This window comes from Paenibacillus sp. ALE3, from assembly GCF_054113405.1.
The window spans coordinates 392,187-410,891 of sequence record NZ_CM134214.1 but is presented as its reverse complement, the minus strand read 5'-3'; the positions used below and the strand labels follow the sequence as shown (position 1 = coordinate 410,891).

The following is an 18,705-nucleotide window of genomic DNA, read 5'->3' as shown; positions in this document are numbered from 1 at the left end:
TCCGGCTCTATAACTATTGATCTGCTAACGCCTTATACTATACAGCTACACTTTACTCTGTCACCGTTCCATAGATCAGCACGGGGGCTTCCGCATGATCCGCAATACGGATGTTCGCGTAGATTTTCTCTATTACTTGGTCCACGTCTTCACGGTTCGCATGGATTGTAACCAGTGAATCGCCTTTTTGAATCGCATCGCCGACTTTTTTGTTCAGCATCAAGCCGACAGCCAAATCAATCTCGGATTCTTTGGTCGCACGGCCTGCTCCCAGTAGCATCGCGGCAGTACCGATTTCGTCAGCCACGATTTCAGCTACCACGCCGTCCTGCTTTGCAGGTACTTCAATAAGATACTGCGCTTGTGGCAAGCGTTCTGGATGATCCACTACAGAAGCGTCGCCGCCCTGGTTCGCAATAAACTCTTTGAATTTCTCCAGTGCTTTGCCGTTACGAATGACCTCTTTAAGCTTCTCTTCGGCGTTTTCGAGGGAGTCTGCTTTTCCGGCCAAAAATACCATCTGACTGCCCAAAGCCATACACAGCTCTTCCAGATCTTTGGGTCCTTCGCCGCGCAATGTATCGATCGCTTCTTTAACTTCCAGTGAGTTCCCGATAGCCAGCCCCAACGGTTGACTCATGTCGGAAATAACTGCCATGGTCTTGCGACCCACATTGTTCCCGATACTTACCATGGCATGTGCCAGCTCTTTGGCATCTTCTACTGTTTTCATGAATGCGCCCGCACCTGTCTTGACATCCAGTACGATGGCATCAGAGCCGGCAGCGATTTTCTTACTCATAATCGAGCTGGCAATCAGCGGAATCGAATTTACCGTTGCTGTAACATCACGCAAAGCATACAATTTTTTATCCGCAGGGGTCAGGTTGCCACTTTGTCCGACGACCGCAATTTTGCTGCGATTCACCAAATCTACGAATTCATCCTTAGTGATCTCCACGTGAAAGCCTGCAATGGCCTCCAGCTTGTCGATCGTTCCGCCCGTGTGCCCGAGGCCGCGACCTGACATTTTCGCTACCGGAATGTCTAAGGCTGCTACAAGCGGAGCCAGTACCAGTGTTGTCGTATCACCCACACCGCCAGTGGAGTGCTTATCGACCTTTACACCTTCAATCGCGGACAAGTCAATCGTATCTCCTGAATGAACCATTGCCATGGTCAAATCAGCACGTTCCCGTTCGTTCATATCTTTGAAGAAGATAGACATCGCCAATGCACTGACCTGATAATCAGGAATTTCACCCTGAGTATAGCCTTGGATAATAAAGTTAATTTCCTCAGTGCTCAGTTCTTTTCCGTCACGTTTTTTTTCAATCAAGTCTACCATTCTCATATGTCATTTCTCCTCACTGTGCGTATGATCGTTTACAGAGATACTGCTGTATCCAGTGCAACTTCCATCATTTCTTTAAACGTGGTTTGCCGTTCCTCTGCTGTCGTTTCTTCGCCTGTCAGCAAGTGATCACTTACCGTCAGAATGGTCAGGGCGTTTACGCCAAACTTGGCTGCCAGCGTGTATAAAGCCGAAGTCTCCATCTCCACACCCAACACACCGTATTCCATCAGCTTTTGTACCACTGATTTGTCATCACGGTAGAAGCTGTCTGAACTGAATACGTTGCCGACATGCATGTTCAATCCTTTGGCAACCCCACGATCATAAGCGCCCTTCAAGAGAGGGAAGCTGGCAATCGGGGAGAAATCGTAGCCGCCAAAGATATGGCGGTTCATGCCAGAATCTGTACAGGATGCCTGTGCCAAAATGACGTCACGAACGTGCACATGCTCCTTCATTCCGCCACATGTACCCACGCGGAACAAGTTTTTCACCCCATACTCGCTAATCAGTTCGTTGACATAAATACTGATGGAAGGCAGCCCCATCCCGGTTCCCTGTACAGACAGGCGTTTGCCTTGGTACGTTCCCGTGAATCCGAGCATTCCGCGCACCTCGTTGTAGCAGGTCACGTCCTCCAGATATGTTTCAGCGATAAATTTCGCCCGTAGCGGATCTCCTGGCAGCAAAATTGTTTCTGCAATCTCTCCAGGTTTGGCTCCAATGTGTACACTCATGTTTTTATTCCTCCGTCCCATTTGTCCATGCTAATATCGTTATTCATTTCGTTACCAATAATCTTGACTGCCTTCGTTGCTAGCGTCTAGATTACTGAAGTTCTGCTAAAAAGCTAATTCCATGCTCAGGTAGTTTTACACCAAAGTTATCCGCTACTGTCGCTCCAATATCCGCAAACGTCTTGCGAACCGCCAGTTCCTTGCCTCCAGCTGCAAAACGAGGGGAATAAGCCAGCAAAGGCACATACTCGCGGGTATGATCCGTTCCGCGATAGGTTGGGTCATTCCCATGATCCGCGGTGATGATCAGCAGATCGTCATCAGTCATTTTGGCGAATACCTCGGGCAGACGGGCATCGTAATCGTCCAAGGCTTGACCATATCCCTGCGGATCACGACGGTGGCCGTATACAGCATCAAAGTCCACCAAATTCAAGAAGCTTAATCCGGTGAATTCCTCGTCCAGCGTAGCCACCAGCTTATCCATGCCATCCATGTTGGACACTGTGCGCACTGCCTTCGTTACACCCTCGCCGTCATAAATGTCAGAGATTTTACCCAAGGCGATTACATCCAGACCTGCATCCTTCAGTTCATTCATTGTGGTGCGACCAAATGGCTTGAGCGCATAGTCATGTCGATTGGAAGTACGAGAGAAGTTCCCTGCCTCACCTACGAACGGACGGGCAATAATGCGACCCAGCATATACGGATCTTCCAGCGTGATTTTACGGCAGAACTCACAGATCTCATAGAGCTCCTTCAAAGGTACAACTTCCTCATGCGCTGCAATTTGCAGTACTGAATCCGCTGAGGTATAGATGATGAGTGCGCCGGTTTTTACATGTTCTTCGCCCAGCTCATCAATGATTTCCGTGCCGCTGGCTGGCTTGTTGCCAATAACTTTACGGCCTGTATGCTCCTCAATGCGCTGAATCAGCTCATCTGGAAACCCATCCGGGAATACACGGAAAGGAACTGCAATATTTAAGCCCATGATTTCCCAATGACCTGTCATCGTATCCTTGCCATTGGAGGCTTCCTGCATTTTGGTGTAATACGCGAGTGGCTTATCGGCCGCTGGCACACCTTCTATGGAACGAATGTTGGACAGACCAAGCTTACCCATATTCGGCATGTTCAGACCGCCGCGTTCGCGTGCAATATGACCAAGTGTATCTACATCATAATCATCAAACTGGGCAGCATCCGGTGCTTCGCCGATACCAACCGAGTCCATAACGACCAAGTGAATCCGTTTAAATTTAGACATTATAAAAATCCTTTCCTGACTCGCTGTTTTTTTTACAAAAACAACCCTGCAATCGTTGCCGACAGCACGCTAACCAGCGTCGCCCCGTACAACAGCTTCAGACCAAAACGGGCCACTACATTTCCCTGTTTTTCATGCAGACCCTTCACAGCCCCGGAAATGATACCGATGGATGAGAAGTTTGCAAAGGATACGAGGAATACCGATACGATCCCGATCGTACGCTCGGACAAGCCTGTTTGCTTGGTCAGATCCAACATAGCCACAAATTCGTTGGATACGAGCTTGGTAGCCATAATACTGCCCGCCTGCACTGCCTCGTTCCACGGAATCCCCATAACAAAGGCGAACGGTGCAAACACATAGCCCAGTAGCGCCTGAAAGCTGATACCAAACAACCAGGAGAAAATGCCATTAACCATGGCAATCAGCGCCACAAAACCGATTAGCATCGCGGCTACCGTAATAGCAACCTTGAAACCATCCATAATATACTCCCCGAGCATTTCGAAGAAGGACTGCTTCTCTTCCTCTTGAACCTCCAGTAAATCGTCTTCCTTCTCAATCTTGTACGGATTAATAATGGAAGCGATAATAAAGCCGCCAAACAGGTTTAATACCAAAGCAGTAACCACATATTTGGGGTTCAACATTTGCATGTAGGCTCCCACAATCGACATGGACACCGTAGACATCGCAGATGCACACAATGTATACAGCCGGTGTTTTGGCAGCAGACCAATTTGTTTCTTAACGGAAATAAACACCTCGGATTGACCCAAGATAGCCGAAGCTACAGCGTTGTAGGATTCCAGTTTACCCATTCCGTTTACTTTGCTCAAGACAAGCCCGATATATTTAATAATAAAAGGAAGCACTTTTACATATTGTAAAATCCCAATCAGCGCGGATATGAACACGATTGGCAGCAGTACACCGATAAAGAACGGTGCTGCTCCTTCATTCGCAATTCCGCCAAAAACGAAGTTAATCCCTTCCATAGCATAACCAATCAGACTATTAAAACCTTTTGCAAAACCTTTAACTAGAATTTCACCAATCTCTGTATTCAGCAATACGAAAGCAAGCGCTGCTTGCAGAACAACCATAACTATCAGCGGACGATACCTGATTTTACGCTTGTCACTGCTGGCAACGTAAGTAAGTGCAAATACAACAAGCAATCCCACCAAAGCGATTACATATTTCATTTCAATTCCCCCTCATTACATTAAGCGCTTACATTGCCCACAAAAAGAATGCGCCCCAAAGAGGCATTCTTTTTTTTATTTCCCCAGATCCGCAGGTCGAAAGGCACCCGGCAGTAATTGATCCACCGTCCACTCTTCCGTATTGCCATGAAGGTTTGTCAGAAAAATTCTGGTATCTTGATGAGCAAATTCGGAAATGACCTGACGACAGGCCCCACATGGAGACACAGGCCCTTCCGTATCAGCTGCAACCGCAATCGAATCAATTTTTCGGCAGCCTTCGGATACCATTTTAAAAATCGCTGTCCGCTCTGCACAGTTGCATAAGCCGTAGGAGGCATTTTCCACATTGCATCCGTGATAAATCGTGCCATCGCTTCCGAGAACCGCAGCACCCACTTGAAAATTCGAATACGGAACATATGCCTGATTACGCGCCTCAAGCGCTTTCTGAATCAATTGATCCTTCATTGCGAATCCCTCCATGACTTTAAAATAAACTTAATAGGAAGATGTAGATTGCTCGCCCTCGATGATTTTCACACCGGAACTTGCGCCGATCCGACTTGCGCCAGCTTCTACTAATTTTTGCACATCCTCCAGGCTGCGTACGCCACCAGAAGCTTTGACACCAATATCAGGTCCTACTGTTTTGCGCATCAAGGCTACGTCTTCCACAGTAGCTCCACCTGTAGAGAAACCCGTCGAAGTTTTCACAAAATTCGCTCCAGCTTTGACGGACAGCTCACACGCCAGTACCTTCTCTTCGTCTGTCAGCAGGCAGGTTTCGATAATCACTTTGACCAGTGTACCCGCAGCCGCTTCCACAACCGCACGGATATCCTGCTCGGCGAGCTGTACATCGCGCGCCTTCAAAGCGCCTATGTTAATAACCATATCAATTTCAGTTGCACCGTTAGCAATAGCATCTTTCGTTTCAAACGCTTTCGTTGCCGATGTATTGGCTCCCAGTGGAAACCCGATAACCGTACAGATAGCCACGTTTGTGCCTGCAAGCTGTTCAGCTGCATAAGCTACCCACGCCGGATTCACACATACGGAAGCAAACTGGTATTTTTTTGCCTCAGCAGTCAGTTTTGTAATTTCATCCTTCGTCGCATCTGCACGCAACAATGTATGGTCGATTAATGCTGCAATGTTCATATCTAAAAGCTCCTTCATTTAATAAATAGTGTGAAGAAAATGAATCGTTTATTTCTCTGTGATGAGATCATCATAGCACGGCTCTGAACATATGTAAAACACATTTTGAAATTATGTTCACGCTTGTACACAGGCCGTTCACCTACAATTCATGTTACCCTGTAGGCACACGCCGTAACCATGTTTAATTGAATTGAGGCCAACATGTTCTATTGCAAAAGTGCTTGTGCCGTAAACTGGTCCGTCACCAAGATATTCGCATACTTGCCACGCAGTGATGCCCGAATGGCCTCTACTTTGCGCTGACCTCCAGCTACAAGGATGGACTTCTCCTTCTTTCGCAGCTCAGGTAAATCAATTCCAACGGTACGGCTGTTGATTTCCTGACTGCATATGTTGCCCTCATCGTCAAAAAAGCGCGAGCAAATATCGCCCTTGCCGATTTTTTGCAGCAGCTTCTGCTCTTCATGGTTAAAGTATCCTAATCGGAACAGCAGCGCATCCTCCTTGACCGTACCCACCGTAAACACCGCAATGTTCGCCTGCTTGCCAAGTTCAATGATACGCTGGATATGCCGATCCTTCTCGACCATTCTCTTAACAGCTTGACTGTCGAAAATCACGGGCAGGGGCAAATACCGAGCTATGGTGTTAAAGGCTTCTGCGAACAAATTCACGGTTTCCACGGCATAAGTGTTGACATGTGAATGGCTTACGCCTCCTTTGAGTTGAACCACCTCAACTCCCTTGACCTGCTTTTGCTGAAGATGAAGCGCCACCGCATGCATGGTTGTTCCCCATGTCACACCAATAATATCAGCATCCTGTACCGTTTCATGCAAATAATCAGCTGCTTTTTTGCTAATATGCTTCTTGATCTCCTGGTATTCATTTAATGGCGAATAACAGACCAGCACGGTATCCAGCCCGTATTTCTTTTTCACCTGCTCTCCGAGCGCGTCCATATCCTCCATCGGGTCCACAATACTGATCCGCACGTATCCCTGTTCCTTGGCAGCCTGAAGTAACCGCGATACTGTAGGACGTGAAACCCCAAGTCTGACCGCAATATCTTGCTGACTGTAATCGTTCAGATAGTATAATCTGGCTGCCTCGATACTTAATCGCTGCTTTTCATGATCCATTCTACCTCAACCCGCTTATCTTAAAATGTAGTGCCGTCGGACATAGCCTTAGCCCCAACACTATATATGTAGGGAAACTCGAAACCACGCTTTGTCCGTTCGGCTGTTATTTTGGAAGATTTAACTGCTCGTTTGTGATATTCTGTGATTAACTAAAATCATTTTACCGCATCCTCCACTTTATCGTTCCATCTGTCAAAACGCAATAGTTAACCCAATTTACTGCTAGTTCACAACTTGTGATGGACTTATCTAAATATGTAAGGAGAATTGCTATGTCTGAATTTATTGTGTGCAGTCTGGCGGACAAGAAGTTCGCGTTAAACTTTCTGGAAGTAGAAGAAGTCATGAATGCCAAAAAAGGGACGCCGCTCCCCTTTTCCGAAGCATGGCATGAAGGAATGGTGACCATTCGTGGCGACGTATTTACAATCCTTAATCTACGCAAAAAACTGCTTCTTCCCGCATCAAGCGACTCCTCCGAGGACAAAATGATTTTGCTCAGTCGTGCGAAGATTGCCCTGCTTGTCGATCAGGTGGAGGATACGGCATCTGCTGAAGACAGTCAGCTACAAAGCAACGAGGAAGAATGGCAACGCGAATTGTTTCCTACTGTGATGGAGCATCGGGGTGCTCTCATTCCGGTGATTGATATGGACGCTTTTCTCGCATCCACCAAAACGAACTAAATAAATACTCCCGAACCTTGAGCCAGCTTACCTCATCGTTCGGGAGTATTTTTCGTTATTGGAGCCCTTGCCCCTCTTTCATATGAACCAACGTGTTCAGCTGCTCCAGCAGCGTATTTCCACCAGTCAGCGATATCGTACCAATCTTCTCGCAGATTTTTTCCATGAATTCCAGCTCTTTGAGACGATAAAGGGTGGCGTTTTCGTCCATCAGCTTGGCCGTATTGAGCAGACTACGAGTGGATGCCGTCTCTTCACGTCGTGTGATGAGGTTAGCTTGCGCCTTCTTCTCTGCCAACAGCACCGTATTCAGAATATCCTTGATATCCCCCGGCAAAATAATATCCTTCACCCCTGCTGACGTAAAAGTCACTCCATATTCGTCGCTCTGTTCATTTAGTCGAGTCAAGACATATTCCGCAATTTCCTGCTTCATTTTGAGCAAATCATCCAGCTTCATTGTGCCTACATATTCACGCAACAACAGTTGAAGCGTAATATACATTTGCTCCTCGTATGCCCGAAATTCCAATGCCCGCAGCGGGTCGATGATACGGTACTGACAGACGAAGTTAAGGCGCAGCGTGATTTTGTCCTCTGTCATGATTTCCTGACCCATCAGGTCCATCTGCTGCTGTCGCATATCTAGTGTTTTGATCTCTGTATTCACCGTGGACAACCAAAAATAATATTTGCCTGGTTTTAGTTCACCTTGCAGCACATTATCGTAATACAAAAATCCCAATTCATGACTGGCCACCTGAAGGGCTTTCCAGAAACCCGTTGTCTTGGACAAGAATGCATGCCCCAAAGACTTATCAATTGCAGGCTGCCGCGTATCTGCACGAACAAAACGATGCTCCTTGAGCATGTTCCAAAATGCATATTTCCCAGCTGTCAGCAGCTCTACAAACCGATTATCCTCATAATGCAACACATATTCATGGTCCTCTACATCAATGACAGTCAATTGCTCCAGCAATAGAGGATCTGTCAAAAACAAACGAATATCGTGATCTGGTACAAAAAATGATTCAGCTACATTCAAAACTTCAACGGCTTCCTGCTGAAATGTCTTCAATAGGTAAGTCCCTGGGTGCAGCAACTTGTGGTAGCTTCCTTTTTTGAACAGCAGTCCGCGCTCATCGGCTTTAATCGTTATCTTCTTAAACATCGTATCACTCCTAGTGTTAAAAATCCTCAACTTAAAAATGTACATTTTCCGCGTGTAGCGGCTCCACGTTCCATTTGATCTTCCGATCGCTGTTGCCCCTGAATTTTTGGATTTGATGAACCCCTTATAGGGTTAAAATTCAGGGACAAAGGCAAACGCTTCGCTTCTCCAGATTCAAACGGACCGCTCCGCTTATTCGCACGTTGAGTCAAAACACATTTTTAAAATGAGGATTTATTTTTATTTGTTGTAGCAGGGGGTGGACCCTTACAGAGCATCCCTCCGGTTGGAGGGCGGGGCCAAGCTTAAGGAAAAAGAAAGGGGCCGCCTGTTCCCGTGTTCCGGGGATGGAATTCACCAGCTCAACATCGACTGTGAATCCGTATTCCCGAAGCCTCGGGTCCTGTCGGCGCTTACTCTCTCCGGTATCCGCTGGCCGCATAGCCATCGCCCCGGTATCTGTCATCAAGACCAGACATGGGATGCTCTTATTGGGGTCTTTTCATTGTTTTATTCGATCATTCGAATACTCTACCAGAAGTCGCGTGGAAGGCGATTGGGAATCGAACCCTTAATGTTGGTGGATGCATCAGATTTACAGGATACCTGACCCGATCAGGGCAGGCACTGCGGGACCATTGGAAATCCTCGCCTCGGTAATATCTTCCTGCATCAGCCTTTATCATTATTACGCACCCTTGCATTCACGAACATGGCGAAAGTATTACGACCCCATAAAAAACAAAAAAAGACACGGAGGAAGCATAACTGCTTCCCTCGTGTCGTTCTCTTACCATTCACCTTATAGCTCTTTTTGACATTTTACCATGATAAATTTGAATGGAGGTTTACTTTCCATATTTTTATGTGGCTCAACAATTTCCGAAATTTCTGTTAATCCATATTTTCCGAATTCTTGTTTTATTGAGTCAGAATCATAAAAAAACATTTTTACCCCTTCCATGATCTCGAAATAGTCTTTATCCAGTTGTTTTCCCTTTCCATACATTGGAGCTTCTTTTGAAATCGTAGTAAAAATCATATATCCGTTTGGCTTTAGTTGATGATAGCAATCTCTAATAAACTTATCTCTCTCACGCTTATTCAACAAATGAATAAGTGCATAACAAAATATACCGTCATAAAGCTTGTTATCAAAAGGCATATCCGTTACGGAGCCATGAAAAATACTAATATTAAGCTCTTTTTGTCTCGCCAAATCAATCGCTGTTTTTGAAATCTCAATACCTGTTACATCTATTCCGTTATCAACAAAAACCTTGGCATTTCTACCATATCCAATACCAGGTATCAATATATCCTTAACGTTCTTTGCAAGAAAAAAGTCCTTTGTCAGGATTGCTGAGTCTGAAGGTTCAAAGCCCCACATCATTTGATTTTCTATAAAACTGGATTCCCAAAACTCTGTCATACCTTTATCTCCTCTATATTTATATCATCCAAAATTTTATTTATTCAGGAGCAAGCCCGGGCTGGGAGGTGTTCAACGCGTCGGTAGCAGAAATCTCGGAAACTCCTGTTGTTGTAGCTGCAGTCTGGTGGGTATAGCTGAATGAAGGAGTCTCATATTGCAATCCCGCCTTTTCATAGGTGAACCAATAGCTGACGGCCTTCCCGATGGAGAGGTCTGTAACCCGCTGTTCCCAAACACCAGCGTTGTTGGTCATCCGGTAATTGAGCTGTTGTCCACCTGATAAAGTATAATGCACGTCAACATAGGCGGAGGCTGTTTTGGGAGTAAATTGAAGCAGTGCTTCATGATCGCTGACAAAGCGGGACCGTACAGTGTAATCCTCCGTTTCTCCGCCTCCCTCATTGCCGCCAGATGCTGGCTCTGTAGTTACCGAAACAGCTTGACTGGCTGCAGATACGTTACCGGCTGCGTCCTGAGCCTTAACGGTAAAGCTGTAAGTAGTAGCTGCATCCAGTCCTGTAATTGAAGCGGAAGTACCGTTTATTTTTGCCGCCTGAGCCCCGTCCTTATACACGATATACCCCGTAACGCCAACATTGTCTGTGGCTGCCTCCCACTCCAGAGTGACCGCCGAAGCCGTTTTGGTCGTAGCTCGCACATTTACCGGGCTTGATGGAGCTTCTGTATCAGGTTGCGGATTGCCGCCGCCGTTTCCATTTCCGGTATTAAAGCTGTTCGGCTGCACGGTAATGCTGTGTCCATCTGAGAAGGTTACTGTTTTGACCTGGTCTGTAAAGTTGTAGGCCACATAGGTTTTTACACCGTTCTTATGAAATACGGCAGAAATAGGTGAATTGGCGGTGACACTGCGGTCGATGTTGCCTACAGCATCCAAATTATAAATCCAGTGGTAGGCATTCGCCTTGGAATTCCCAGCTTCCGGTGTCATCGTCGCTACGCGTGCACTGAATTTGGCCTTGGCATCGGACGGGTCCGAAATCGCCCTGTACATATACACAATATCTTCCCACGGACTGAAATTCCCTCCGCTTTTTTGCAGCAGATTGCTAAAATTTTTAGCCGCATATTCCGGATATTGTGTCAGGTACAAGGAAGCCGAGGTAATTGGCAGCCAGTTGATACCGTGCACCTCTGCGGGGTTATTGGTCCACCATGTTGCATTCCCCACCGTTTTACCACCCCAGATCATACTTGCCGTCGCGCTTTGCATCCTTGAAGGGGTGTTTGTGCCTTGTACATCAAACCAGTATTCGTTAATCGCATTCATCTCCGTTGTATATAGATAGATGCCCAGATCACGAGTTTGGGTATTTCCCGTCGCCTCGCCCCATAAAATCAAACCGGCCCAAGCATTCATCGCTTCCGAGGAGGATTCATTATTGTTGCCGTCGCCAAATTTAGCATGACCGGAAGCCCAGGTGTGACCGGCATAGGGATCAAAATTACGTAAATACGGAAATTTCGAATCAGATCTGTCGGTATTGGCAATGTCGCGAATGAGCAGCTGCACCATCTGTCCCCATTGTGAATTGGATGCCCAACTCTTATCCACCCGTGCAATTTCGGCCGCAGCCTTAATAAAGTATCCATAATGGAAATGATGGTCATTTAATTCTACTGCACTGCCAAAGCTGTCGGGATAACCGATTAATGTTCCCCAATTGCTGTTGTACACAAATAGATTCGAGCTTTTCAGATTTCCTGAGCTGTCACTGGCCTTAAACCAATCCTGCAGCCGACTTTTGATCTCATTGCGGAACTGGGTCGCTGCTGCGGTATTGCCAACCTGGTCGGCAATTGGCGCCAGCGCTGCCAGCTTGCCCAAACGTTTTCCAGTCCAGTACGTGTCTTTGTCTCCAGAGTAGACTTCCGCTTTCGCCTCGTCTATATAGCTGTACAGCTTATTTTTATCATAAGATCCCAAATCGGGCAAAGAAGGGAGTACCCCTGTAAATTTCATCTTCGTTTGAAAAGAAGCACCTTCCGCCGTTTTCATCTGGCCGCGTACAGAATTGTACGTGTAACCCAGCAGGGACTGTGATGAGTTTTTCCACTGATGTGGATATAAGGCAAAAATAGTGCCCGCTTGTGTACCTTGCTTCGCAGTTGTTGTAACGGTAAAGGTGGTCGTTACCTCGGAAGAGGCTTCGTTGTAGCTGTACTCTGCTTTGGAGTTTGTAACAAAAGAATAGGCGTATTGCTGAAATTTGTCCAAGGTCGCTGTTGTATTGTCAGGCAAAGCCGCCACTGTAAAATAGCTTTTCCCGTTTAATTGATTGATCAGAGTACTCGATCCAAGGCCAGACCAGGTACTGCCGGAAGGACCAAACAGACCATAGTGTGAGCCATTGATTGTAATGCCAAGCACTGGGGAGGTAGCTGAGCCGGACCAGACCTCTGGCACCTCATTGAACGAGAGCTTCGGATTGCCGCCGCCAAATTCAAAAAAAACATAGGGAGAGCCATGTCCATAGGTAGCGCTCATTTTGTTGCTGCCGCTTTGAAATAAGGATTTAACAAACCAATCACTGAAACCATCCACCTTGGCAGCTGGAAATGAAGCGCTTACAGAATGACCGATGGTAAAATCGTTCACATCATCCATCCAGCCTGCGATGTATCCCGGATTGACCGTAATTTTACCGATTGGGTTAAAGATGCGCAGACCGTTTTGTTGATTTTTCAAGGCAAGTGGATGCGGATATTGAGCCTCGGAGTAGGGCACCCAGGCCAAGCTGCTCCACCAGTCGTTGGTAGGCATTGGGCTGGTTACATTCGCTGTCTTATAAATTTCGTTTTGCGGTGTAGCTGCTCCGGCAGGTAATATGGTTGAATATGAGCCTGTGCCTTGTGTGACCTCACCCGAAAAGGCTTTAGTAGAAACCGGTGCAGCTAAAAACATCAGACTGGCACTTAACAAGCATAATATCATTTTCTTCACAACCAACATCCTCCTTTAAATTCCCTTATCTCTTTCCCTGCAAGCCTTTTCCCTTTTCTTCCAAGCTGAATTCAACTTCATTGTGCTTGATCACTATTTCCAGGTCAATCCTTTTATTTCTAAATTTTAACTAAATGAGGCGAAAGTATCTAAAAATACATAAGAAACCAGGACGAAAACCCCAAGTATTGTGTAATTATGTTATCTGGTTTCACCCCATAAGACATTCACCTTATGAGTTATTCACCCCATTAATCATTCATCCTACTAATCGTTTAATATATAAAAAAAGAACCCTCCAGGCCTTTTAGCCCTTCAGATCCTCTGTTCTTTAAGTATATTAGCTTTTGAGTTTTCAAGTCCTTTTGCCCTTCCCATGCTCCACACACCATTTCGAAAAATGAGTGACTTTGCGGTGGGCAGCAGCGGAGCGGAGGGGTTGAATCTGGAGAAGCGGTAGCGTTCGCCTTTGCAGTGGGATTCTTACCTTTAAATATCTTATACAATCCGAAGAATTCCACTGCAACAGCGATCGGAAGATCAACCCCTTCGCGGAGCGTCCTTCTCCACCCAAAAACAACTCACTCATTTTCCTCGCTCAAAATACCCTTCTATTTTCCAGTCCACGCCAACCTGCGTTACGCTCAAATCCTGCAAGGCCACCGCATCGCTCATTGCAGATACGCCCTCTCCCCCGAGAAAGCCCGGGGCGGAGCGCCCTCCAACCAGCTTCGGCGCTATATACAACACCAGCTTGTCTGCCAATCCTTGCTGCACGAACGAAGCGTTCACCTCGGCCCCGCCTTCCACGAATACCGATGAGACCTCCGCCGCCCCCAGAATGTCCAGCATTTGCGGTAGGTTGACCCGTTCACTGTTTTCATCCTGTGTCGGATATACCTTCACACCGAGCTGTTCCAGCTGGCTTCGCTTGCCTTCATCGTAAGTCCGCCCTGTGAATATCCAGGTAGGCGCCTCTCCATCTGTAATAACACGAGCATCCAATGGAATACGAAGCTTACTATCCAGAATGATACGAATCGGATTCCGTCCTTCTGGTAGACGAGTCGTAAGCTGAGGATTATCATGAATCACGGTCTGTACACCGACCAGGATGCCTATATGCTCGTGACGAAGACGATGCACATCCTCCCGTGCAGCCTCAGATGTGATCCATTTGCTTTCAGAGGTTCGCGTTGCAATTTTACCGTCCAGCGTTACTGCCGATTTGATCGTAATAAAAGGACGCTTGTTCACGATATATTGATTGAACACTTCATTCATATGGATGGATTCCTGCTCACATACTCCGACAATGACCTCAATGCCTGCATCTTTCAAAATCTGTACCCCTCTGCCGGAAACCAGCGGGTTCGGGTCCAGTGCTGCAATCACCACCCGACGAATGCCAGCCTTCACAATCGCTTCCGCACACGGGCCTGTCCGGCCGTGATGGGAACATGGCTCCAGCGTTACATAGATCGTCGCTCCCTGAGCATGTTCCCCTGCCATACGCAATGCATGAATCTCGGCATGGGGCTCGCCAGGCTTCAAATGAGCGCCGATCCCAACGATACGGCCATTATTGACAATGACTGATCCAACGAGCGGATTCGGCTCTGTTTGCCCTTTGGCACTTCTGGCATTTTCCAGTGCCAGGCGCATATATTTTTCGTGAGTGTTCATAGAACCTCCCTGAGATCGGAATCCCGCAAATGGCCGGATCGTTCTACTTTTGTATTCAAATACCGTTCATTATATTGCGACACATCGCCCCAGAGCGGCATACGCCCCGCCACATTCATACCTGACTTCTTCAAGGCATCCAGCTTTTTAGGGTTATTTGTAATCAGAGTTACTGGTTTTTGTCTCAAGTGCTGAAGCACACTAATGGCATCCGCATAATTGCGTGTATCATCTTCAAAACCCAACTGATGGTTGGCTTCGACGGTATCCATGCCTTCTTCTTGCAGAATATAAGCCATGGCTTTACTAAACAAACCGATCCCGCGACCTTCATGATTTGCTAGATAGAACAATGCACCTGTTCCATGTTCCACAATCATTTTCATCGACTGGTGGAGTTGAAATCCGCAGTCACAGCGCTTGCTACCAAAAATATCTCCAGTATGGCAAATACTATGCATGCGAACTAATGCATTTTCTGACTGCTCGAGATCACCGTACACCAATACACTTGATTGTTGTCCCTCTGCCAAATTCAGTGTGGACAATCGCTTCACAATTGTCTCAGCATTGGCATTCAGTAAGTCCTGACGATCTTCCTCATCCCGTACAGGCAACCAGCAATACCATTGAAAAACAATCGTTTCCCCTTCCAAATTAACTGGCAGCTTGATCGGTCCTACCAAAATCGTCGAAGATTGCTTTCCACGAATAGTTTGAATTTTATCGTTAAGTAGCGTAGCTACATCTTTTTGGTTCATCTCTCTGCACCATCCTTTATATAAACTCTATATATGAAATGCCTCGCATTTCTCAGGCTAATCGTTGTTGTCAGGGTGTTACATCATTGAACTATGTGTAAGAAATGTTCATGAAACGTGGATTCCATGGTCAGTTGACGCTCCTGAAGCTCGGTGACAGCCTGCAGTCGTCCGTCTGCGAAAGCCTTCAGGTCTTCTGCCGTATATACCTGCTGGCGTAAACGAAGAAGCTCACTGGCCAGCACATCGGCATCCTTCAAAGCGGCGTTCAAGCCAAAAGCTCCCGTGGGTGTCATGGTATGCGCCGCATCTCCAATCAGGACCAGTCCGTTCTGTGCCCATGTGTCACTGCGGCTGCTGAAAATATCCAACGGTACGAAGTCCTTCCATGAACGAATGTGATCATGCACACTATGCTTCAAATCCGGAAAAGCCTCCGTAAACAATTGTATAAATGGTTCAAAAGATTGCTTAAACAGGGTGAGAAAACTGCCCTCCTCCACATTCCAGCCAATTTGAATATAGCCCTCAGCCTGTGAAAATAAAGCCAACTGGCCTCCGTTGACCAGTGCCAGACGAGTGACGGGCTCCCACCCGGCAGGTGCCGCGATTTTAGCCCATAGCAGATCATAGCCGTGGCGAATGTTCGTCACAGGCATCTGCGCCAGCTTGCGTACAGTCGAATAGCGTCCGTCTGCCCCCACAATCAAAGAACTGTGAATCGTAATCTCATGACCGTTCTTATCGCAGGCTGTCAAGCCCGTGTATCCCTGCTCGCTGTCACCTTCCAACGCAGTCACAGTTGTACCTGCCAGGCAACGGAAGGACTCGTAGGTGGACGCCTGTTTGAGCAGCGCCTCTAAAAATCGAGGTTGTGGAATATGCACTCCCACATTACCATGGATTGAAGCTGGCTCGACCGTTTTGATCTGCTGCTGATGCTGCCAATATTCGATTCTTGTGGAGGCGAGAATATGATCCTCATGAATTTGTTCGAGCAGCTTATGCTTTTGGATCACTTCCTGACCCTCATCGTTTAAAATTTCACCGCGGAAAGCCTTTCCGGGCACGCTCTGACGCTCAATCAATATCGTCGAAACACCCTGCTCCGCCAGTAGACAGGATAACAAAGTCCCTGCGGGCCCCCCTCCAACTACGCACACTTCACATTCCAGCTTCATCCGACTTCCCCCTGCGCCCAAACCATAACCTCAACGATTAGTTCGTATCTGTTCATTTAATTACGTCATTAATAATATCAAATTATGTTCAAATTTTAAGTATTAATATCTTAAGCTCCGTAGCAAAGCTAACAAGTTACTTTATGTAACAAAGTATATTTATATCATACCATTTCGTCAAGTAATAAATTTATGTAAAGTAAAATCATTTACTTTTAACAGTGAATCGTTAATAATAGGAGCATGAGGTGATCACATGAACATTCCGCAGATGTGCCCACGGTTTGAAAAGGCTATGGAGCTACTGAGCAAGCGTTGGACGGTGTTGATCGTATTTCAACTAACGAATGGTCCGCAACGTTTCGTCGCTATTGAGAATTCAATTCCTAATTTAAGTGGAAAGGTCCTTTCGGACCGTTTGAAAGAGCTGGAGGAAGAAGGAATCATACAACGTATGGTTTATCCTGAGAAGCCTGTACGGATTGAATACTCCCTTACGGATAAGGGACGCGATTTAGCTCCTTTATTTGACCATATCGGTACTTGGGCTACACGCTGGATTGAGGTTCTACCAGCACTTGAACAGCAATGATTCATATTGAAGCAAAGAACGCCTTTGCCCTAGGTACAATTCGTACTTATCGTGCAAGGCGTTCTATTTTTCATATGACGGAGCGTTAAAGGTCCCTCTTAGATCGCATTCAGAATTTAAACGTTTCCCTCACTGCTGCGTTGCATTTCCTCACGGATCGATTGCACCCGTTTTTTCCCCCACTCATACATCATTTCCACAATCGGTAAAATCGTCATCCCCAGCGCAGTCATCGAATACTCCACCTTTGGGGGCACTTCGGGATACACTTCCCGGTGCACAATACCGTCCTCCATCAACTCCCGCAGTTGGTTGGTCAGCACTTTATGCGACAGCTTCGGAAACAACCTTTGCAGGTCACTGAACCGGTGCGGCCCTTCCACACCCAAATGCCATAAAATAACGACCTTCCATTTCCCGCTTAGCACAGATAGCGTTAGTTCCTTTTCGCAGTTGTAGTCTCCGTTTACAATTTTCTCCCGTATTTCGTCTCTCAGCGTATCAGACATATATCAATTAACTCCTTCTAAATCATCATGATCTTGCACATTAATAGTAACCTGCAGGTAACCTCCGTACTTGAAAGTGCATTCTTCACAGCCTGACGAAGCCACCCTACAATAGTAAATAACGTTACACATTCAAGGAGGAATAGAGTATGAGTAAAAAGGCTCTTTTTATTATACCCCCAGAGCGCTTTAATGAGGATGAATTGTTTAAACCAAAGGAAGCGCTAGAGCAAGCAGGTGTTACCGTGACACTAGCGAGTACAAAAACAGGCGAAATCGTGGGTGACTACAATGGTAAAGCGACGGCTGATCTTGTTTTTACAGACGCTGTGCTGGCTGACTATGATCTGGTATCTGTAATCGGCGGATCAGGAACGAATGATCATCTGTGGAATAATGCAGATCTCCAAGCTCTGCTGAAACAAACTCATGAGCAAAAGACTTTAGTGGCTGGCATCTGTGCAGGCTCTGTAGCCGTGGCTCAAACCGGACTGCTCTCTGGCAGAACAGCTACATGCTATCCAGTGGATGTACAAAAGGACCAGCTCCAAGCGCATCAAGCCGAATATGTCGCTCAGCATGTCGTTGCGCATAGCGACATTATTACAGCCGACGGTCCAGATGGTGCACAGGAGTTTGGTAGAGCACTCGTTCAAGCTCTGCAATAAGCACATTCTCGAAGTTCAGATGGCACTTTAAACAGCACTCCAACAAGCCGCATTACGTCCTTTCTATTGTATGGGACCTGATGTGGCTTCTTTGTGTCATTTTCATGCTTAAGTGATTAATTTAATTGTATGGTCCTGGATTTTCGTGTTAGCTTTAAAGA

The 18,705-nt window shown here is 46.6% G+C and carries 17 protein-coding genes; 3 read left to right on the top strand and 14 right to left on the bottom strand.

Translation table 11 applies throughout. The features are described 5' to 3' along the window. Positions 1-52: 52 nt before the first annotated feature. The 7 genes from ACXHJ2_RS01760 to ACXHJ2_RS01730 all read right to left on the bottom strand — a co-directional run bounded on the left by ACXHJ2_RS01760 (position 53) and on the right by ACXHJ2_RS01730 (position 6,887). Positions 53-1,354: a pyrimidine-nucleoside phosphorylase gene (locus tag ACXHJ2_RS01760; RefSeq protein WP_165082610.1), complete on the bottom strand. Its 1,302-nt coding sequence runs from the start codon at positions 1,352-1,354 to the stop codon at positions 53-55. A 32-nt stretch (positions 1,355-1,386) separates the two neighbouring features. Next, positions 1,387-2,094, bottom strand: coding sequence for a purine-nucleoside phosphorylase (deoD, locus tag ACXHJ2_RS01755; protein ID WP_013373173.1), 708 nt, complete (start codon positions 2,092-2,094; stop codon positions 1,387-1,389). A gap of 91 nt (positions 2,095-2,185) precedes the next feature. Further along, a complete protein-coding gene (gene deoB, locus ACXHJ2_RS01750) occupies positions 2,186-3,367 on the bottom strand; it encodes a phosphopentomutase (protein ID WP_165082612.1) in 1,182 nt (393 codons plus the stop codon). A 32-nt stretch (positions 3,368-3,399) separates the two neighbouring features. Further along, on the bottom strand, positions 3,400-4,578 hold the full coding sequence (locus ACXHJ2_RS01745) for a NupC/NupG family nucleoside CNT transporter (protein WP_013373175.1): 1,179 nt from the start codon (positions 4,576-4,578) through the stop codon (positions 3,400-3,402). Between the two features lie 75 nt (positions 4,579-4,653). Then, positions 4,654-5,049 carry a cytidine deaminase gene (locus ACXHJ2_RS01740; protein WP_165082614.1) on the bottom strand — a complete coding sequence of 132 codons (396 nt, stop codon included), beginning with the start codon at positions 5,047-5,049 and terminating at the stop codon, positions 4,654-4,656. Between the two features lie 30 nt (positions 5,050-5,079). Beyond that, positions 5,080-5,742: a deoxyribose-phosphate aldolase gene (gene deoC, locus ACXHJ2_RS01735; RefSeq protein WP_165082616.1), complete on the bottom strand. Its 663-nt coding sequence runs from the start codon at positions 5,740-5,742 to the stop codon at positions 5,080-5,082. A gap of 209 nt (positions 5,743-5,951) precedes the next feature. After that, positions 5,952-6,887: a sugar-binding transcriptional regulator gene (locus ACXHJ2_RS01730; RefSeq protein ID WP_165082618.1), complete on the bottom strand. Its 936-nt coding sequence runs from the start codon at positions 6,885-6,887 to the stop codon at positions 5,952-5,954. 275 nt (positions 6,888-7,162) lie between these two features. Here ACXHJ2_RS01730 and ACXHJ2_RS01725 point away from each other — a divergent pair, with 275 nt between their 5' ends. Next, positions 7,163-7,576: a chemotaxis protein CheW gene (locus ACXHJ2_RS01725; RefSeq protein WP_129550012.1), complete on the top strand. Its 414-nt coding sequence runs from the start codon at positions 7,163-7,165 to the stop codon at positions 7,574-7,576. A 55-nt stretch (positions 7,577-7,631) separates the two neighbouring features. Here the strand turns inward: ACXHJ2_RS01725 and ACXHJ2_RS01720 are convergent, their stop codons facing one another. The 6 genes from ACXHJ2_RS01720 to ACXHJ2_RS01695 form a co-directional block, all read right to left on the bottom strand. After that, on the bottom strand, positions 7,632-8,750 hold the full coding sequence (locus ACXHJ2_RS01720; RefSeq protein WP_165082620.1) for a slipin family protein: 1,119 nt from the start codon (positions 8,748-8,750) through the stop codon (positions 7,632-7,634). A gap of 802 nt (positions 8,751-9,552) precedes the next feature. After that, positions 9,553-10,182: a class I SAM-dependent methyltransferase gene (locus ACXHJ2_RS01715; RefSeq protein ID WP_165082622.1), complete on the bottom strand. Its 630-nt coding sequence runs from the start codon at positions 10,180-10,182 to the stop codon at positions 9,553-9,555. 40 nt (positions 10,183-10,222) lie between these two features. Then, a complete protein-coding gene (locus ACXHJ2_RS01710; RefSeq protein ID WP_165082624.1) occupies positions 10,223-13,147 on the bottom strand; it encodes a glycosyl hydrolase in 2,925 nt (974 codons plus the stop codon). Between the two features lie 585 nt (positions 13,148-13,732). After that, positions 13,733-14,833, bottom strand: a complete 1,101-nt coding sequence (gene ribD, locus ACXHJ2_RS01705) for a bifunctional diaminohydroxyphosphoribosylaminopyrimidine deaminase/5-amino-6-(5-phosphoribosylamino)uracil reductase RibD (protein ID WP_165082626.1) — start codon at positions 14,831-14,833, stop codon at positions 13,733-13,735. Further along, the gene (locus ACXHJ2_RS01700; protein ID WP_040102821.1) at positions 14,830-15,594 is read right to left on the bottom strand and encodes a GTP cyclohydrolase II; all 765 of its coding nucleotides are present in this window, start codon (positions 15,592-15,594) and stop codon (positions 14,830-14,832) included. The genes ribD and ACXHJ2_RS01700 overlap by 4 nt, the downstream gene beginning before the upstream one ends. Before the next feature lie 83 nt (positions 15,595-15,677). Further along, positions 15,678-16,775 (bottom strand): FAD-dependent monooxygenase, encoded by a 1,098-nt coding sequence (locus ACXHJ2_RS01695; RefSeq protein WP_165082627.1) that lies wholly within the window; start codon positions 16,773-16,775, stop codon positions 15,678-15,680. 256 nt (positions 16,776-17,031) lie between these two features. On the opposite strand from ACXHJ2_RS01695, the gene ACXHJ2_RS01690 reads away from it, so the two are divergent. After that, positions 17,032-17,367: a winged helix-turn-helix transcriptional regulator gene (locus ACXHJ2_RS01690; RefSeq protein WP_013312049.1), complete on the top strand. Its 336-nt coding sequence runs from the start codon at positions 17,032-17,034 to the stop codon at positions 17,365-17,367. Positions 17,368-17,483: 116 nt separating this feature from the next. On the opposite strand, the gene ACXHJ2_RS01685 is transcribed toward ACXHJ2_RS01690, so the two are convergent. Next, positions 17,484-17,876 (bottom strand): winged helix-turn-helix transcriptional regulator, encoded by a 393-nt coding sequence (locus ACXHJ2_RS01685; protein ID WP_013373187.1) that lies wholly within the window; start codon positions 17,874-17,876, stop codon positions 17,484-17,486. A gap of 149 nt (positions 17,877-18,025) precedes the next feature. Here ACXHJ2_RS01685 and ACXHJ2_RS01680 point away from each other — a divergent pair, with 149 nt between their 5' ends. Continuing rightward, entirely contained in the window at positions 18,026-18,544 is a 519-nt protein-coding gene (locus tag ACXHJ2_RS01680; RefSeq protein ID WP_025674686.1) for a DJ-1/PfpI family protein, read from the top strand. Positions 18,545-18,705: the final 161 nt, after the last annotated feature.

Coding starts and splice junctions, on each gene's coding strand:
- ACXHJ2_RS01685 (WP_013373187.1), bottom strand. CDS start 17,876: ATGTCTGATACGCTGAGAGACGAAATACGGGAGAAAATTGTAAACGGA.
- ribD (WP_165082626.1), bottom strand. CDS start 14,833: ATGAACACTCACGAAAAATATATGCGCCTGGCACTGGAAAATGCCAGA.
- ACXHJ2_RS01730 (WP_165082618.1), bottom strand. CDS start 6,887: ATGGATCATGAAAAGCAGCGATTAAGTATCGAGGCAGCCAGATTATAC.
- deoB (WP_165082612.1), bottom strand. CDS start 3,367: ATGTCTAAATTTAAACGGATTCACTTGGTCGTTATGGACTCGGTTGGT.
- ACXHJ2_RS01745 (WP_013373175.1), bottom strand. CDS start 4,578: ATGAAATATGTAATCGCTTTGGTGGGATTGCTTGTTGTATTTGCACTT.
- ACXHJ2_RS01690 (WP_013312049.1), top strand. CDS start 17,032: ATGAACATTCCGCAGATGTGCCCACGGTTTGAAAAGGCTATGGAGCTA.
- ACXHJ2_RS01725 (WP_129550012.1), top strand. CDS start 7,163: ATGTCTGAATTTATTGTGTGCAGTCTGGCGGACAAGAAGTTCGCGTTA.
- ACXHJ2_RS01760 (WP_165082610.1), bottom strand. CDS start 1,354: ATGAGAATGGTAGACTTGATTGAAAAAAAACGTGACGGAAAAGAACTG.
- deoC (WP_165082616.1), bottom strand. CDS start 5,742: ATGAACATTGCAGCATTAATCGACCATACATTGTTGCGTGCAGATGCG.
- ACXHJ2_RS01695 (WP_165082627.1), bottom strand. CDS start 16,775: ATGAAGCTGGAATGTGAAGTGTGCGTAGTTGGAGGGGGGCCCGCAGGG.
- ACXHJ2_RS01720 (WP_165082620.1), bottom strand. CDS start 8,750: ATGTTTAAGAAGATAACGATTAAAGCCGATGAGCGCGGACTGCTGTTC.
- ACXHJ2_RS01680 (WP_025674686.1), top strand. CDS start 18,026: ATGAGTAAAAAGGCTCTTTTTATTATACCCCCAGAGCGCTTTAATGAG.
- ACXHJ2_RS01700 (WP_040102821.1), bottom strand. CDS start 15,594: ATGAACCAAAAAGATGTAGCTACGCTACTTAACGATAAAATTCAAACT.
- deoD (WP_013373173.1), bottom strand. CDS start 2,094: ATGAGTGTACACATTGGAGCCAAACCTGGAGAGATTGCAGAAACAATT.
- ACXHJ2_RS01740 (WP_165082614.1), bottom strand. CDS start 5,049: ATGAAGGATCAATTGATTCAGAAAGCGCTTGAGGCGCGTAATCAGGCA.
- ACXHJ2_RS01715 (WP_165082622.1), bottom strand. CDS start 10,182: ATGACAGAGTTTTGGGAATCCAGTTTTATAGAAAATCAAATGATGTGG.